The organism is Sphingomonas albertensis, assembly GCF_014358075.1.
Taxonomy (GTDB): Bacteria; Pseudomonadota; Alphaproteobacteria; order Sphingomonadales; family Sphingomonadaceae; genus Sphingomonas; species Sphingomonas albertensis.
Map to the genome: position 1 here is coordinate 1 of NZ_JACONT010000036.1, position 16,131 is coordinate 16,131.

General features: G+C 66.3%; 19 protein-coding genes. 8 read left to right on the top strand and 11 right to left on the bottom strand.

Annotated elements, in window-relative coordinates:
• The 3 genes from H8S47_RS14665 to H8S47_RS14675 all read right to left on the bottom strand — a co-directional run.
• Positions 1 to 171, bottom strand: a 171-nt coding sequence (locus H8S47_RS14665) for an FAD-dependent oxidoreductase (RefSeq protein ID WP_187504573.1), incomplete at its 3' end; no start/stop codon positions are given.
• A 3-nt stretch (positions 172 to 174) separates the two neighbouring features.
• Positions 175 to 1,077 carry an RNA polymerase sigma factor RpoH gene (gene rpoH / locus H8S47_RS14670; RefSeq protein ID WP_056048373.1) on the bottom strand — a complete coding sequence of 301 codons (903 nt, stop codon included), beginning with the start codon at positions 1,075 to 1,077 and terminating at the stop codon, positions 175 to 177.
• 78 nt (positions 1,078 to 1,155) lie between these two features.
• The gene (locus H8S47_RS14675) at positions 1,156 to 2,103 is read right to left on the bottom strand and encodes an RluA family pseudouridine synthase (protein WP_187504574.1); all 948 of its coding nucleotides are present in this window, start codon (positions 2,101 to 2,103) and stop codon (positions 1,156 to 1,158) included.
• A gap of 17 nt (positions 2,104 to 2,120) precedes the next feature.
• Between H8S47_RS14675 and H8S47_RS14680 the strand changes: the two genes are divergently transcribed.
• The 7 genes from H8S47_RS14680 to H8S47_RS14710 all read left to right on the top strand — a co-directional run bounded on the left by H8S47_RS14680 (position 2,121) and on the right by H8S47_RS14710 (position 8,647).
• Positions 2,121 to 2,516: a M67 family metallopeptidase gene (locus tag H8S47_RS14680; protein ID WP_187504575.1), complete on the top strand. Its 396-nt coding sequence runs from the start codon at positions 2,121 to 2,123 to the stop codon at positions 2,514 to 2,516.
• Between the two features lie 270 nt (positions 2,517 to 2,786).
• A complete protein-coding gene (locus tag H8S47_RS14685; RefSeq protein WP_187504576.1) occupies positions 2,787 to 3,431 on the top strand; it encodes a histidine phosphotransferase family protein in 645 nt (214 codons plus the stop codon).
• A 102-nt stretch (positions 3,432 to 3,533) separates the two neighbouring features.
• On the top strand, positions 3,534 to 5,819 hold the full coding sequence (locus H8S47_RS14690) for a chemotaxis protein CheA (protein WP_187504577.1): 2,286 nt from the start codon (positions 3,534 to 3,536) through the stop codon (positions 5,817 to 5,819).
• Positions 5,816 to 6,244, top strand: coding sequence for a chemotaxis protein CheW (locus H8S47_RS14695; RefSeq protein WP_187504578.1), 429 nt, complete (start codon positions 5,816 to 5,818; stop codon positions 6,242 to 6,244). The genes H8S47_RS14690 and H8S47_RS14695 overlap by 4 nt, the downstream gene beginning before the upstream one ends.
• A 75-nt stretch (positions 6,245 to 6,319) precedes the next feature.
• Positions 6,320 to 6,685 (top strand): response regulator, encoded by a 366-nt coding sequence (locus H8S47_RS14700; protein ID WP_187504579.1) that lies wholly within the window; start codon positions 6,320 to 6,322, stop codon positions 6,683 to 6,685.
• A 13-nt stretch (positions 6,686 to 6,698) separates the two neighbouring features.
• Positions 6,699 to 7,820 (top strand): chemotaxis-specific protein-glutamate methyltransferase CheB, encoded by a 1,122-nt coding sequence (cheB, locus tag H8S47_RS14705; protein ID WP_328805560.1) that lies wholly within the window; start codon positions 6,699 to 6,701, stop codon positions 7,818 to 7,820.
• A complete protein-coding gene (locus H8S47_RS14710; RefSeq protein ID WP_187504580.1) occupies positions 7,817 to 8,647 on the top strand; it encodes a CheR family methyltransferase in 831 nt (276 codons plus the stop codon). The genes cheB and H8S47_RS14710 overlap by 4 nt, the downstream gene beginning before the upstream one ends.
• A gap of 16 nt (positions 8,648 to 8,663) precedes the next feature.
• On the opposite strand, the gene H8S47_RS14715 is transcribed toward H8S47_RS14710, so the two are convergent.
• Genes H8S47_RS14715 through H8S47_RS14725 form a run of 3 tightly spaced genes read right to left on the bottom strand, consistent with a single transcriptional unit; the run spans position 8,664 to position 10,277 of the window.
• The gene (locus tag H8S47_RS14715) at positions 8,664 to 9,113 is read right to left on the bottom strand and encodes a cytidine deaminase (RefSeq protein WP_187504581.1); all 450 of its coding nucleotides are present in this window, start codon (positions 9,111 to 9,113) and stop codon (positions 8,664 to 8,666) included.
• Positions 9,110 to 9,787: a glycoside hydrolase family 25 protein gene (locus H8S47_RS14720; RefSeq protein WP_187504582.1), complete on the bottom strand. Its 678-nt coding sequence runs from the start codon at positions 9,785 to 9,787 to the stop codon at positions 9,110 to 9,112. Before H8S47_RS14720 ends, H8S47_RS14715 begins: the two co-directional genes overlap by 4 nt.
• Before the next feature lie 7 nt (positions 9,788 to 9,794).
• Positions 9,795 to 10,277 carry a UPF0262 family protein gene (locus tag H8S47_RS14725; protein WP_187504583.1) on the bottom strand — a complete coding sequence of 161 codons (483 nt, stop codon included), beginning with the start codon at positions 10,275 to 10,277 and terminating at the stop codon, positions 9,795 to 9,797.
• A gap of 274 nt (positions 10,278 to 10,551) precedes the next feature.
• Here H8S47_RS14725 and H8S47_RS14730 point away from each other — a divergent pair, with 274 nt between their 5' ends.
• The gene (locus H8S47_RS14730) at positions 10,552 to 12,042 is read left to right on the top strand and encodes a replicative DNA helicase (RefSeq protein WP_187504584.1); all 1,491 of its coding nucleotides are present in this window, start codon (positions 10,552 to 10,554) and stop codon (positions 12,040 to 12,042) included.
• Between the two features lie 166 nt (positions 12,043 to 12,208).
• On the opposite strand, the gene H8S47_RS14735 is transcribed toward H8S47_RS14730, so the two are convergent.
• Genes H8S47_RS14735 through cobA form a run of 5 tightly spaced genes read right to left on the bottom strand, consistent with a single transcriptional unit; the run spans position 12,209 to position 16,104 of the window.
• Positions 12,209 to 12,961 carry a phosphoadenylyl-sulfate reductase gene (locus tag H8S47_RS14735; protein WP_187504585.1) on the bottom strand — a complete coding sequence of 251 codons (753 nt, stop codon included), beginning with the start codon at positions 12,959 to 12,961 and terminating at the stop codon, positions 12,209 to 12,211.
• Positions 12,954 to 13,394, bottom strand: a complete 441-nt coding sequence (locus tag H8S47_RS14740; protein ID WP_056050673.1) for a DUF934 domain-containing protein — start codon at positions 13,392 to 13,394, stop codon at positions 12,954 to 12,956. The genes H8S47_RS14735 and H8S47_RS14740 overlap by 8 nt, the downstream gene beginning before the upstream one ends.
• Positions 13,387 to 15,018, bottom strand: a complete 1,632-nt coding sequence (locus H8S47_RS14745) for a nitrite/sulfite reductase (RefSeq protein WP_187504586.1) — start codon at positions 15,016 to 15,018, stop codon at positions 13,387 to 13,389. Before H8S47_RS14745 ends, H8S47_RS14740 begins: the two co-directional genes overlap by 8 nt.
• A 1-nt stretch (position 15,019) precedes the next feature.
• A complete protein-coding gene (locus H8S47_RS14750; RefSeq protein ID WP_187504587.1) occupies positions 15,020 to 15,316 on the bottom strand; it encodes a DUF2849 domain-containing protein in 297 nt (98 codons plus the stop codon).
• Complete coding sequence (gene cobA, locus H8S47_RS14755; RefSeq protein ID WP_187504588.1) at positions 15,313 to 16,104, bottom strand: uroporphyrinogen-III C-methyltransferase; 792 nt, start codon at positions 16,102 to 16,104, stop codon at positions 15,313 to 15,315. The genes H8S47_RS14750 and cobA overlap by 4 nt, the downstream gene beginning before the upstream one ends.
• Between the last annotated feature and the right edge of the window lie 27 nt (positions 16,105 to 16,131).

Consider the following 16,131-nt stretch of genomic DNA (forward strand, 5'->3'; position numbering starts at 1 on the left):
CCAGACTGGACCCCCGCCTTCGCGGGGGAACAAAGAAGCGAGCGAGAGACTCCTAGCTCGACCGCCGAGCCGGTCGCTGGCCTCGACGAGAAGGACGTCACGCCCAGCGTCGTGCAGTGTCCTCGCCGCGGCAATACCGGCCGCACCGCCGCCGATGACGACGGTGCGCACGACTTACGCCGCCAGCAGGCGCTTCTCGCCGGCGATCCGCATCATCGCCTTTTGCAGCTTCTCGAACGCACGGACCTCGATCTGTCGGACGCGCTCGCGTGACACGCCGTAGACCTGCGACAATTCCTCGAGCGTCTTGGGGTCGTCCGTAAGACGACGCTCGGTGAGGATATGCTGCTCACGCTCGTTCAGGTCGTCCATTGCCGATACCAGCATCGAATGGCGAACGTCCGCCTCCTGCGCATCGGCGACGATCTTGTCCTGCAATGGCGCATCGTCCTGCAGCCAATCCTGCCACTGGCCCTCGCCGTCCTCGCGCATCGGCACGTTGAGCGACGTATCGCCGCCCATAGCCATGCGGCGGTTCATGCTGACGACGTCGGTTTCGGCGACACCCAGATCGGTCGCGATCTTGGTGACGTGTTCGGGACGCAGATCGCCGTCCTCGAACGCATCGAGACGGCTCTTCATCCGGCGCAGGTTGAAGAACAGCTTCTTCTGCGCGGCGGTGGTGCCCATCTTCACAAGGCTCCACGAGCGCAGGATATATTCCTGGATCGACGCGCGGATCCACCACATCGCATAGGTGGCGAGCCGGAAGCCGCGCTCGGGTTCGAACTTCTTCACGCCCTGCATAAGCCCGATATTGCCTTCGGAGATCAGCTCCGACGTCGGCAGGCCATAGCCGCGATACCCCATCGCGATCTTCGCCACGAGGCGGAGATGCGAGGTCACCAGCTGCGCCGCGGCCTCGGTGTCGCCATGCTCCTGGAAGCGCTTGGCCAGCATGTATTCCTGCTCGGGTTTCAGCAGCGGGAATTTTTTGATCTCGGCGAGATAGCGATTGAGGCCCGCCTCGCTGCCGAGCGCAGGAATCGTCGCTGGAACGTTGGAGCGGGCTGCCATGGTCGTAATCCCTTTCTGCTGACCCCGATTGCCGCACTGCGGCCCCCGGTTGCCGCGTTGCGGCATAGTGTCGATTATCTATACGTGAAGCTGAGTGAACAGTTCCTGCATGTCTGCGGGCATTTCGCTTTCGAATGCCAAAGCGACGCTTTTCACCGGATGGATGAACCCCAGATGCGCCGCGTGCAAGGCTTGCCGGCGGAAACCGAGCGTTTCGAGCAGCGACTTCTGAGCTTGCTTTGTTCTACCATAGACCGGGTCCCCCAACAAGGCGTGGCCGATCGACGCCATGTGCACACGCACCTGATGCGTCCTTCCGGTCTCAAGTCGGCATTCGATCAACGCAGCGCCGCGGAGCGTCTCGATCGTAGAGAAATGCGTTACTGCGCGCTTGCCGCCCTCGACGATCGCGATCTTCTTGCGGTTCTGGGGGCTTCGCGCGAGCGGTGCGTTGACGGTGCCGCTAGGCGGGCGCGGGATGCCGCCGACGATCGCCTTGTAGCGGCGGTCGATGCTGTGGTCGTGGAACTGCTTCGCCAAGCCTTCGTGCGCGCGGTCGGTCTTGGCGGCGATCATCAGCCCCGACGTGTCTTTGTCGATGCGGTGGACGATTCCCGGCCGTGCAACGCCGCCGATGCCCGACAGATTGCCAGCACAGTGGTGAAGCAGCGCGTTGACCAGCGTCCCGTCGAAATTACCCGCGGCGGGGTGGACGACGAGGCCGGCCGGCTTGTCGATCACGATCAGGTCGTCGTCCTCATAGGCGACGACAAGCGGGATATCCTGCGCTTCGTTGTGCAGCGGGGTCGGCGGTGGGATCGCGACCGCGAACACCTGGCCGGTCGCGGTCTTCTTCGCCGAATCGCGCCATTCTCGGCCGTTGAGCGTCACTTGCCCCGCGGCGATGAGCGCCTTCAGCCGCTCGCGCGACATGTCGGGCAGCACTTCGGCGAGCGCACGGTCGAGCCTCCAGCCATCCGTGGCCGGCGTGATCGATGCTTCGACGATGGAAACCCCCCGGTCCATGTCGTAGCGATGTGGCGATGAGCGTGACGATTTCAAGCGAAGTGCTGACACAACTTATCGCCGCAGCGGACGCATCGCCGGATGCCGAGATCTGCGGGCTGTTGTTCGGGGCTACGGGGTCGATCGAAGCGGCGGAGGCGTGCGCGAACGTTGCGGCGAACCCGGCGCGGGCGTTCGAGATCGATCCGAAGGCGTTGTTCGCAGCGCATCGGCGCGGGCGAGGCGGGGCGATGGCGGTGATCGGACACTATCATTCGCACCCGTCTAATTCGCCTATCCCGTCTCCGCGCGATGCGGCGCAGGCGCTGGGGGATGGCGCGATCTGGGTCATCCTTGGCGGGGGTTTGGCACGGGCTTGGCGATCGGTCGAGGTCGGGGAGTTCGTCGAGGAGGCGATCGATCCTATCGGATAGCCGTCCGAGCCTTCCCCCCTCCCTGGAAGGGGGGGCTGGGGATGGGTTGGCCGATTTTATCCACGACGCCGTAAACATGCGGAAACCGACCCACCCCCAACCCCTCCCTTCCAGGAAGGGGGGAAGAAGGATCCTCAACCCTTCCCATCCGAGCAGGGGAAGAAGTCAGAGTCGCTCGCCCGAACCATAAGAAGCGCCAAACTAAAGAGATGTGGCATTGCGCACTCGCCGCACCACCGCCACAAGACGCTCCAGAATTAGGGGAATTTCATGACGGTCAGCCCGGTCGATTTCGCGAGCCTGCTGTGTTCGCGCCTGTGCCACGACCTGCTGTCGCCGGTGGGGGCGCTCAATAACGGGCTGGAGCTGCTCGCCGACGAGACCGATCCGGCGATGCGCGAGCGGGTCATGCAGTTGCTCGCCGATAGCGCGCGTGCGTCCGCCAGCAAGCTGAAGTTCTTCCGACTGGCCTTCGGGGCGGCCGGCGGGTTCGGCGAGCTGGTCGACACGCATGAGGCCCGCAACGCGATCGAGGGGCTGGTCGCGGAGAACAAGCGGATCAATTTCGTCTGGGCGGTCGAGGCCTCGGCGATGCCCAAGTCCGCGGTGAAAGTGCTGCTCAACCTTGTGCTGGTGGCGACCGAATCGCTGGTCCGCGGCGGCACGATGGAGGTCGGCGGCGAGGAGAATGACGGGCAGCTGGAGATCGTCGTGAAAATCGAGGGCGCGCGGATCGTGCTGGACCCCGAAATCCGTCGCACGCTGGTCGAAGGCGAGGGCGCGCATACCGTCACGCCGCGCGCCGCCGCTGCGTACCTGATCAACACGGTCGTGGCGGAGGCGGGCGGCACGGTGATCGTGTCCGAGCCGACCGAGGGGATCATGATCTTCGGCGCGGTCTTCAACGCGCGGTAAGGAGCAAGTTCGATCCTCCCCCGCTATGGGGAGGACTGAGAAGACGGGCTAACGCGCCCTTAACCTCCGCCATGCATGACAGGCCTCGAACGCGGGGCCCGCATGGACGATCTGTTACAGGAATTCATTGCCGAGACGCGCGAAACGCTGGAGGCGATCTCCGGCGAGATCGTCGCGTGGGAAGCCGCACCCGCGGACAGCGGACGCCTCGATGCGATCTTTCGCTTCGTCCATACCGTCAAGGGAAGCTGCGGGTTTCTCGACCTGCCGCGCCTTGCCCGGCTGAGCCACGCGGCTGAGGACGTCCTGGCGGCGGTCCGCGACGGCAAGCGCACCCCCGATACAGCGCTCGTCAACGCGGTGCTCGGCATCGTCGACCGGATCGGCGAGATCGTCGAGGCGATCGACAGCGGCTCGCCGCTCGACGATTCGGGTGAGGATCTGCTGATCGCCGCGCTCGCGCCCGACGCGCAGCCCCGCGCACAGGCACCGACCACCCCGCATAGTCGCGCCGCCAGCCGCAGCGTACGCCTGAACGTCGACCTGCTCGATCACATGATGAGCGGCATGTCCGAGATGGTGCTCGCGCGCAACGAGCTGGCTCGGCGACTGCGCGACTGCGACGTCGACCCGAAGGTCGAGGCGGCGCTCGAACGCCTGTCGCTGACCGTCGCCGACATGCGCGACACCGTCACGCGGACGCGCATGCAGAAGGTCGACGCGCTGTTCTCGGCGCTGCCGCGGATGGTGCGCGATACCAGTGCCGAACTCGGCAAGAGCGTCGATCTCGCGATCGAGGGCGCCGATGTCGAGCTCGACCGCGAGATGATCGAGCTAATGCGCGATCCGCTCGTCCACATCATCCGCAATTCGATCGATCACGGCATCGAAGGACCGGCAGAGCGCCGCGCGCTCGGCAAGCCCAAGAACGGCCGGCTGGTCGTCTCCGCCCGCCAGTCCGGCAATCAGATCCTGATCGAGGTCACCGACGACGGCAAGGGCATCGACGTCGCGCGGATCGTCACAAAGGCCGCGGAAAAGGGGCTCCTCAGCCTCCCCGAACTCGCGGCGATGAGCGAGGCGGCCAAGCTCGACCTGATCTTCGCTCCCGGCTTGTCGAGCCGCGATGCGGTGACCGCGATCTCGGGGCGCGGCGTCGGCATGGATGTGGTGCGCGCCAATATCGAGCAGATCGGCGGCCGGATCGTGCTGACCAACGATCCGGGGCGCGGGCTTCGGATCGTCATTCACGTGCCGCTGACACTGTCGATTCTGTCGACGATCATCGTCGGCGTCGGCACGCAGCGGTTTGCGCTTCCACGCCAGGCGATCGAGGAAATCGTAATGGTCCGCGGCGACGCCGTGCGAATCGACACGATCGGCGACGCGGCCGCCGTCACGGTGCGCGGCCGGCGGATGCCGCTGGTATCGCTCGGCCAGCTGTTCAAGCTGAACGACGACGCGCCGCCGACGCTGGTGATCGTGTCGACGCGCGAGGGGGATTACGCGCTCGGCGTCGATACCGTGCTGGATACCGAGGAACTGGTGGTGAAGCCCGCCTCGCCTGCGGTGATGGCAACCGGCGTCTATGCGGGCAAGACCTTGCCCGACAACGGCCTGCCGATGCTGCTGCTCGATGCGTCGGGGATCGCCGCGGTCGCGGGGTTGCGCTTTACGCCGGTGGCCGCCGCGTCGACCGAAGCCGAAGCGGTCGTTCCGGGCGTCCCCGCTCTGCTGTTCGACGATCTCGACGGTTGCCGTCGTGCGATCGCGCTGGCGGTGATCGACCGAGTCGAGCCGGTGCCGGTGGACGCGATCCGCTGGTCGGGCGGGGCGATGCGGCTGTCGATCGGCGATGCGATCATCCCGCTCCACGCGGTCGCTGCGTTCGGCACGCGCACCGAGGTCGCGGTGCTGCGCCTGACCGACGGCGAAAGCGAGATGGCCTATGCGATCGCTGAGGCGATCGAGATCGTCGCGCTGCCTGCCGAGAAGGCACCTGCACGCGGCACCGGGCCGATCGCCGGCGTGGTCTCGATCTCCGGCGAGCAGATTGAACTGGTCGATCCGCATGCGCTGTTTGCGGGCCAGCCGGTCATGCTCGCATCGCTGCCGGTGTGCCTGTTGCAGGTCGACGGGTCGGGCTGGATGGAGACGTTCCTGAAGCCTGCGCTCGAAGCCTCGGGGTATCGTTGCGTCACCACGCTGGCGGCCGGCGAGACCGCAGCCGTGGCGCTGGCGATGGAGGATACGCCGCTCGGCGAGACGTTGGCGCCGGTAGTGACGCTGCGCCGGACGCGCACTGCCGAGGGTGAGGATGACGCGAGCATCTATCGTTACGACCGGCCGGCGTTGATCGCTGCGCTGGCGGCACGGAGGGCGCTGTGAGCGAACTGTTCCTCGTGGCGCATATCGCAGGACGCGGCGTCGCGATCGCCGCCGCTCAGGTCGATTCAGTGGTTGATATCGGCGAGGTCGTCGCGGTGCCTCGCGCAGATGCGTTCGTGCGCGGTCTCGCGGCGCTGCGCAGTCGCGTGGTGACGGTGATCGACACCGGTACGGCACTCGGCCTGAAGCCGACGCCCGACGCCGTCCGTCGCGCCGTCATCACCGTGGTCGAGGGGCATCATTATGCGATCCTGGTCGATTCGATCGAGGACGTCGCGCCGTTCGCGCGGTTGCCGCTGTCGTCGGGACTGGCGTTGCACCGCGGCTGGGCGACGGCCGGGACCGGCATCGTCGAGCGCGATGGCGAACCACTGCTGATCCTCGATCTCGCCGCAGTTATTCCCGCGACTATACCCGCCGCCTGAAATTTTACGTTGCTTAACCCGGCGCTTACGCTTTCCCGCGTAGACCGGTCTCACGATTTTCCCGGAAGGCTTTCCATGAAGACCTGTCTCGTCGTCGATGATTCAAAGGTGATCCGCAAGGTCGCGCGCCACATCCTGGAGACGCTCGATTTCACCGTCACCGAAGCCTGTGACGGTCGTGAAGCGCTGGCGTCATGCATGGCGTCGATCCCGGACGTGATCCTGCTCGACTGGAACATGCCGGTCATGAGCGGCATGGATTTCCTGCGCGCGCTGCGTGAGGCCGACGTACCGCGCCGCCCCAAGGTGGTGTTCTGCACGACCGAAAACGGCATGGCCTATATCCGCGCGGCGATCGAGGCCGGGGCCGACGAATACGTCATGAAGCCGTTCGACCGCGAAACGCTGGAATCGAAGCTCCAGATCGTCGGCATGGCCTGATCCGGGCAAGACGGTGGCGAACCGACCCCTCTCTGTCCCGCGCCCGGCGGACCGCGACAGCGCGGACACGGCCCGCGTGCTGCTCGTCGACGATTCGGTCGTCGCGCGCGCGGTGATCGCGCGGACGATCGATGCGAGCGATCGGTTCTCCGTGGTCGGTGCGGTCGGCAGCGCGGCGGCCGCACTGGAGTTTCTCGGCCGCACGACGGTCGAGTTCATCCTGCTCGATATCGAGATGCCGGGGATCGACGGGCTGACAGCCTTGCCCGCGCTGGTCGCGGCCGGGAAGGGGGCCAAGGTTCTGATCGTCTCGTCGAGCGCGGACGAGGGCGGCCCGAAGGCCATGCAGGCGCTCGCTCTCGGTGCGGCGGAGACGTTGATCAAGCCCTCCGCCGGCGAGCTTTCCGGGCGGTTCGGCGGCGCGCTGGTCTCCAAGCTCGAAAGGCTGTGCGAGGATTCGATACACGCGCCGCCGGTCGCACTCGTCCGGTCGACCCCGACCACCACAAGGTCTTTCACAGCCTCTCCAGCGGCACCGCGCTCCGTCTCGCCAAGCGAAGATTACGACATCGTCGCGATCGGCGCCTCGACCGGCGGTATCCACGCGATCAGCCAGATGTTCCGTGCGATTCCCGCCGGGTTCCGCCTGCCGATCGTCATCACCCAGCATCTGCCGGCGTCGTTCATGCCCTATTTCGCGGCGCAGATCGCGTTGCTCGCCGGCCGCCCCTGCGAAGTCGCGACCGACCGGCTGCGGATTCGTCCGGGCCGGATCATTGTCGCGCCGGGCGATGCGCATCTCAAATGCGTCAAGCTGCGGGACGGCGGCGCCGCCTTCCGTCTGACGCACGAGCCCGCCGGTAGCGGCTGCATGCCGTCGGTCGACCCGATGCTCGCCTCGATCGCGGACGTGTACGGCGCGCGCGTGCTGGCGATCGTGCTCAGCGGGATGGGCCGCGATGGCGCGGAGGGCGCGCAACGGGTGCACGACGCCGGCGGTTGCGTCGTCGCGCAGGACCGTGACAGCTCGGTGGTCTGGGGCATGCCCGGCGCGGTCGCGTCATCGGGAGTCGCCGACGCGGTACTCCCGCCGTCTGCGATCGGTACGCTGATCGCATCGCGACGTCGACCATGACGCCCAGCTCTTCGGCATGCCCGCCCGCCTCGCAGACCGCGATCAACGTGCTGACCGCGCTGCTCGAGGCGCGCACCGGGCAACAGATCGCGGCCTATCGCTCCTGGCGGCTCGACACCGCACTCAAGCCTTTGCTCCGCGACCGCAATCTCGACACGCTCGACCAACTCGTGACGCAGTTGTTGGAAGGCAATGATCGGCTGATCGGCGACCGGATCGTCGACGCGCTGGTCAACCAGGAAACCTCGTTCTTCCGCGACGCGCAGGTCTTCGAGATGCTCGCCGAGGCCGTCGCAGCGGCCGAAGCTGGGGGGCGTCGCGCCCGTATCTGGTGCGCCGGCTGCTCGACCGGGCAGGAGCCCTTGTCGCTCGCCATGCTGTTCGCCGATCGTCACGAAACGACTGGTGCGCCGGTGCCGGAGATCGTCGCCACCGACGTCTCGGACGCGGCGATCGCGCGCGCGCGCGCCGGCCGCTTCTCGCAATTCGAGATCCAGCGCGGCCTGCCGGTGCGGCGGATGGTGCGCTGGTTCGACACGACCGGCAGCGACTGGATCGCCAAGCCCGACCTGCTCAAGCGCGTCGTCTTTCGCCGCATGAACCTGATGGCCGACCCGGCGCCGGCCGGCCGGTTCGACGTCGTGCTCTGTCGCAACGTGCTGCTCTATTTGTCGGCGACCACCAAGGAGCAGGTGTTCCCCAAGATCGCCGCCGCGCTGAACCCCGGCGGCGTATTCGTCATGGGCGCGGGCGAGACCGTCATCGGCCAGACCCGCCTGTTCGAGCCGAGCAAACGCTTCCGCGGCTTCTACGAAACGCCGCGCTGACGGACGGCCAAGTCGACTAGCCGATCCCCAGGTCCGCCGGGCCGAACGCGTCGGGGAGCAATTCCGATATCGCGTAGGTTCGGATCGCATCGCCCTCCGCCGCACCACAATGCACTGGAAGATCGCGCTTCCCCATCTGCGCGGCTTCGTTGATGACCTGGCGGCAGCGCCCGCACGGGCTCACCGGCGAGCTGCCGGTCGCGCGCCCCTCGGCGTCCATCGCCCCGCCGATCACGCCGATCGCGACGATATCGCGCAGCCGTCCCGCGGCACTTGCGGCAGCGATCGCGACCGTCTCGGCGCACAGCGACAGGCCGTAGCTCGCATTCTCGAAGTTGGCGCCGGTGATGACGCTGCCGTCGTCGAGCAGGACCGCCGCCCCGACCGCGAACCGCGAATAGGGCGCATGGGCATTGCGTGCGGCCTCGCGGGCTGCGGCTACGAGTGCGATTGCGTGTTCAGTCATGATGTCACCACGTCCCAGTTCACCGGTCCCTCGATCCCGTCGATGCGCCGAAAATCGCTTGCCCGCCACATCCGCCACGGCCGCGCGGTATAGTCGGGTTTGATCACGTTCGACACCGCCCATAACGGTCGCGGCACCGCACCGGACAGCGCGTATTGCGTGTCGACGTCCTTGCTGATCCGCAACATCACGGGTTGCGCAGTGTGCGTCTCGACCATCGTCACGAACTGCGAGACATCGGCGATCAGCGTCGCGCGATCCGGTCGCGCGGTGCAGTCGTCGTGAAAGGCGATATCGAGCGCGGTCGGCAGCGCATCGGACGTGCGCGGCACGAACGTGTTGAACGCATTCGCCTGCTCGTCCGCACGCTGGCACAGCGAATAGACATGGACCGCGCCGCGTCGCAGGCCGGCCTCGGGCAACGCGGCCCAATTGGCCTCGAACCCAGGATCGCGGCGGTCGGTGCCGGACGTGGCGACGATATAGGCGAAGTCGGCGCCGCTCGCGCGGACGGTGCCCCATTCGACCGGGCCGGCATTTTCGCTCAGGTCGATGCCCTGCAACGGATAGCGTTTCACGTCGGGATGCCAGCCGGTCGCGGCGGTCCAGCCGCAGATGCCGACAAAGCCGGCCGCGGCCAGCGCGCCGGCGAATTTCAGAAGTCCGTAAGCCATGTGTCTTCTAGTTGCGGATGTGGAGGACGCAGATCAGCGTGAACAGCCGCCGCGCGGTGTCGAAATCGACCTCGATCTTGCCGTCGAGGCGTTCTTTCAGCAGCTCTGCCGCCTCGTTGTGGATGCCGCGGCGCGCCATGTCCACCGTCTCGATCTGCGCTGGCGAAGATTGCCGGATCGCTTGGTAATAGCTGTCGCAAATCGCGAAATAATCGCGGATCGGCCGGCGAAAGCGCCCGAGCGCGAGCACCAGCGTCTCCAGATGCGTGTCGTCCTCGCGGTGGATATGGATGCCGAGGCGTCCTTCCTCCGACTGGAGCTTGATCCGGTAGGGGCCGGCATAGCCATCGGCATAGGCACGCTGCGGGGCGAAGTGATTGCCCTCGATCAGGTCGAAGATCGCGATCCGCCGCTCCTGCTCGACGTCGGGCGAGCGCCAGCCGAGACTGGTCTCGTCGAGTTGCACATCGATGATCCGCGGGTCGGCCATACCGGTTCGATAGCGGGGGTCGTATCGCCTGTCACTTGGTCTGAGCGTCGCAGAAGCCAAGAGCACAACGCGCTCCCCTCCCTGAAAGGGAGGGGCAGGGGGTGGGTAGGCCAGCTTTCGCCGCAACCGTTCCACGATCCGGAACCCGACCCACCCCCAACCCCCTCCCTTTCAGGGAGGGGGGAAGCAGAGGGGAGAGGAACGGACGACTTATCCCCATCATTCCACCGCACGCTGCTTGGACGCGCGCGCGTCCATCGCGTAGGTGCAGGCAATGGCAACTCTCGCATTCCCCGTCTCCGCTGTGGCCGAGCCGCAGCAGCTTCCCCGCAACGTCGAGGCGGAAGCCGCGATGCTCGGTGCGATGATGATCGACAACCGGCTCGCGGACGATCTCGTCGACAAGCTCGAACCGGGACACTTCTTCGAACCCGTCCACGGCCGGATCTTCGCGGCGATCAAGACGCTGCGCGGCAACGACATGCTGGTGACGCCAGTGACGCTGCGGCCGATGTTCGATGCCGACGAAGGCATGCGCGAACTTGGCGGGCCCGCGTATCTCGCCGGACTCACGGGCAGCGGCGCCGGCCTGATCGGCGCGCGCCAGTTCGCGCAGCAAATCTACGACCTCGCCATGCTCCGCGCGCTCGTATCTGTCGGACGGACGCTGGTTGACCGTGCGATGGATACCTCGGAAGAGGTCAATCCGCGCGCGCAGATCGAACTCGCCGAGGAGGAGCTGTTCAAGGTCGCGGCGGATGGGGGCTCCGAGAACACGGTGAAGTCGTTCGCGCAGGCGACCACCGCGGCGGTCAAGATGGCCGAGCGCGCGCTGAACTCGGGCGGCAACCTGTCGGGCGTCACCACCGGCATCGATTCGATCAACGCGAAGATCGGCGGCATGCATCACAGCGATCTCATGATCCTCGCCGGGCGTCCGGGCATGGGCAAGACCTCGCTCGCGACCAACATCGCGTTCAACGCTGCGCGGCGCTGGATGCGCGACATGGCCGACGGCATCGCGCCCAAGGATTCGGTCGGTGCGAAGGTCGCGTTCTTCTCGCTGGAAATGTCCGCGGATCAGCTCGCGACGCGTATTCTCGCCGAGCAGTCGCAGATCAGCTCCGAATCGCTCCGCATGGGTAAGATCAGCCGCACAGAGTTCGCGCAGCTCGCGGCCGCGGCGGCCGAGCTGGAGAATTTGCCGTTGTTCATCGACGATACCGGCGGTCTGTCGATCGGCGCGCTGCATACGCGCGTGCGCCGGTTGCAGCGTCGGCACAACAACGAGATCGGGCTGGTGGTGGTCGATTACCTCCAGCTGCTGTCGGGATCGGGCAAGAGCAAGGACGGCAACCGAGTCCAGGAAATCTCCGAGATTTCGCGCGGGCTGAAGACCTTGGCGAAGGACCTCAACGTGCCCGTACTCGCGCTGTCGCAGCTGTCGCGTGCAGTGGAATCGCGCGAGGACAAGACGCCGATGCTGTCGGATCTTCGCGAGTCCGGCTCGATCGAGCAGGACGCCGACATGGTCTGGTTCGTGTACCGCGAGGACTATTACGTCGCGTCGAAGGAGCCCAAGCGGCCGGCGGAAGGCGACAGCGCGAAGATCTTCGAGGATCACGCGTCGTGGGCGGCGGAGATGGAGCGGGTGTACGGTCTGGCGGAATTGATCATCGCCAAACAGCGCCACGGCGCGACCGGCAAGGTTCGGATGAAGTTCGATCCGACGATCACGAAGTTCTCGGATCTAGCGGAGTATTGATCCTACGAGGTCCCTCTCCCCTCCGGGGAGAGGGAAGGGGCCCGCGGCGCTTGCCGTGGGAAGGGAGAGGGGAGTGAGGCTCGGGACGTCGCATCCCAACTCCCCTCTCCCTTCCGTCGCCAAGTGGCTCCTCCCTCCCTCTCCCCGTAGGGGCGAGGGAAAGGGGTCAAATCATCGGGTCGTAGTCAGTCGGCGCGTGGATGCCACATTCGACCTTGTCGAAACTGCGCCACCGACCAGCGCGCGGGTCTTCGCCGGGGGCGACTTTGGTCGTGCACGGCGCACAGCCGATCGAGAGATAGCCCTGAGCCTCCAACGGATGCCGCGGCAACTCGTGCTCGGCGAAATACGCGTCGAGCTTCGACTTGTCCCAATCTGCCAGCGGGTTGATCTTCAACCGCCCCTCGTCCTCCTCGAACCGGGGGAGAGCGGTACGAGTCCCCGACTGGAACCCCTTCCGCCCCGAAATCCAAGCATCGAACGGCGCCAACGCCCGCCGCAACGGCTCGACTTTGCGCAGATCGCAGCAGCCGTCGGGATCGTAGGACCAACGCAGGCCCGTCTTGTCCTTGATCGCTAGCAATCGCGGATCGGGACGGAACACCCGGAGATCGGTAAAGCCCAGTCTCTCCGCCAGTTCGTCACGATACGCCAAGGTCTCGCCGAACATCTTCTGCGTATTCGTAAACACCACCGGCACGTCGACATCGACCTGCGCGACCATGTGCAGCAGCACTGCCGACTCCGCGCCAAACGACGACACCGCCGCGATCCGCCCACGCAACTCGCCGACCAGCAGTTCGAACAGCATCTCCTGTGCGGAGACGCCTTCGAACCGCTCCTGCATCGCCATCGCATCGGCGCGCGTGAACGCCGGCGTGACGTCGATCATGTCGAGCTTGCGCGCGGGCTCACCCATGGCGCAGCTTCCACACCGGCACCGCGCCGTCCGCCGCCTTCTGGTACGGCGTGTCGTAGCGCTCCAGGCTCGCGCGCAGCACGTCGATGTCGATCGGCGCCTGGGGTGCGAAGCTGTCGAACCCGCAGCGCCGCATCAGCGGAATCTGATCGACCAGCACGTCGCCCTGCGCGCGCAGTTCGCCGGTATAGCCCGCCTCGCGCAGGATCCGCGCGGACGAATAGCCACGTCCGTCGCGATAGCCGGGAAAGCTCACCTCGATCAGCGCAAGCTGGTCGATCTGCGGCAACAGCGCGCGTGCGTCGTCGCCCGCTTCCAGGCGCACGGCCGCGGCGTTGCTCTGGCCGATGAACGAATCAAGCGTCACCGCGGGCTCGTCATGTGGCTCGTCATCGCGGAAGCGGAGTAGCGTCTGGTCTGGATACTCAACCATAGATCGCTTCCTTGAACGTCTCGAAGCCGACGCGGCGGTAGGTGTCGAGGAAGCGCTCGCCGGGATCGCGGACCTGAAGATACCGGTCGGTGACGCGCTCGATCGCGTCGACCACGCCGTCCTCGGAGAAACCGGGCCCGGTGATCTTCGCGAGGCTCACATCCTCAGCGCCCGAGCCGCCGAGCGAGAGCTGGTAATTCTCGGTGCCCTTCTTGTCGACGCCGAGAATGCCGATGTGGCCCGCGTGATGATGCCCGCAGGCGTTGATGCAGCCGCTGATCTTGAGCTTCAGTTCGCCCAGGTCGCGCTGGCGATCGAGGCTGCCGAAGCGGGTCGCGATCTTCTGTGCGAGCGGGATCGAGCGCGCATTGGCGAGGCTGCAATAATCGAGGCCGGGGCAGGCAATGATATCGCTGATCAGGTCGAGATTGGCCTCAGCGAGCCCGGCGTCGTTCAGCGCCAACCACACCGCTTGCAGGTCGGCAATGCGAACATGCGGCAAGACGATGTTCTGCGCATGCGTGACGCGCAGTTCGTCGAAGCTGTAGCGCGTGCCGAGATCGGCCATCACGTCGATCTGGTCCGCCGACGCGTCGCCCGGGATGCCGCCGATTGGCTTCAGGCTGATGTTGACGATCGCGTAGCCCGGCTGCTTGTGGGCTTTAACGTTCTGATCGAGCCAGACCGCGAAGTCGGGATCGCTGCGGTCGATGTCGGTCGAGGCGTTCGGATCGAAGTCGGGCGCGCCGAAGTGGCTCGTAATACGCTCCAGTTCGGCCCGCGGAGGATCGAGGCCGAGGCCCTTCACCGCGGCGAATTCCTCCTCGACCTGGCGGCGATATTCGTCGGGGCCGATCTCGTGCAGCAGGATCTTGATCCGCGCCTTGTAGATGTTGTCGCGCCGGCCGTAGCGATTGTAGACGCGCAGGCACGCCTCGAGGTAGCTCATCAGGTCGTCGGCGGGGACGAAATCGCGGATTTCGTGGCTGATCATCGGCGTGCGGCCCATGCCGCCGCCGACGAAGATCTTCGCGCCAAGTTCGCCGTCGCGGACGTGCAGCTCGATGCCGATATCGTGCAGCCGCATCGCCGCGCGATCCTCGTCCGCCGCGATCACGCAGATCTTGAATTTCCGCGGGAGGTACGTGAATTCCGGGTGGAACGTCGACCATTGGCGAATCAGCTCGGCCCAGGGGCGCGGGTCGGCGACCTCGTCCGCTGCGGCGCCGGCGAACTGGTCGGAGCTGATGTTGCGGATGCAGTTGCCGCTGGTCTGGATGGCGTGCATCTCGACCGTCGCCAACTCCTGGAGGATGTCCGGGGTCTGGTCGAGCTGGATCCAGTTGAACTGGATGTTCTGCCGCGTGGTAAAGTGCCCGTAGCCGCGGTCATACTTGCGCGCGATATGCCCGAGCATCCGCATCTGCCGGCCGTCGAGCGTCCCGTACGGCACCGCGACGCGTAGCATGTACGCATGCAGCTGGAGATACAGGCCGTTCATCAGCCGGAGCGGTTTGAACTGGTCCTCGGTCAGCTCGCCCGAGAGGCGGCGGCGGACCTGATCGCGGAATTCGTCGACGCGCTGGTCGACGATCGCCTGGTCATATTCGTCATATTTATACATATCAGATTACCCAGCTGCCGGCGTTCGGGTCGGCGGGTTTGAGAGTCAGGTCGGGCCGCATCGTCGGGCCGAGCGCGCGGATGCGGTCCTTGATGTGGGCGGGACGGGGGCCTTCGTCGGTTTGCGTCGCCTCGATCAAATAGGGCACGTTGACCCGGCGTGCGCCTTCCTCAGCCTGGAGGATGGATTCACCCGCAACGCCGACGTCGACCGCGTCCTCGATATGGCGCGACCAGCCGTTGCCGGTCCACCAGACGACGTCGCCGGTGGGAAGGTCGTTTCCGGTCAACAGCTTCATGCGGCGGCGTCCTCTGCTACGCGGGCCCAGCGGGCGAGTTTGTCTTCGGCGTCGGACAGTTCGACGACCTCGCCGACGACGATGATCGCGGGGCTTTTCACCGCCTCACGCGCCACCATGGCGCCGAGATCGGCGAGTAGCGTCCGGATCGCTCGGCTGCCCTGCAACGTGCCGCGTTCGAGCACGGCGACGGGCATGTCGGGCGCGACGCCGTCGGCCATCAGCTTGTCGGCAATGTCGGTCGCGGTGGCGATGCCCATGTAGATCACAAGCGTGCGGCCTTGGCCGGCGAGCCCCGACCAGTCCTGCTCGGTCAAACCCTTGCACTGGCCCGCGACGAAGCTGACTGCGCTCGAATGATCGCGGTGCGTCAGCGGCAGCATCGCTTCCGCCGCGCAACCGAGTGCGGCCGAGACGCCAGGGATCACTTCGACGGGGAGACCCGCAGCGCGAACCGCCTCGACCTCCTCGCCGCCGCGGCCGAACACGAACGGATCGCCACCCTTGAGCCGGATGACGATGGCGCCGGTCTTCACGTGCGCAATGATCAGCGCGTTGATTGCCTCCTGCGGCAGCGTGTGACGCGCGCGCTGCTTGGCGACCGAGATACGCTGCGCGGAGGGTGGCGCGATATCGAGCACGCGCGGATCGATCAGCCCGTCATGCACGACGACGTCAGCGGTCTTCAGCGCCTCAACCGCGCGGACGGTCAGGAGACCGGGATCGCCCGGGCCCGCCCCGACGAGGATGACGCGCCCGCGGGCGGTGGGGTCTAGGAGACTTGCCATGCGACCGGAGATGGGCGGATGGGCGCC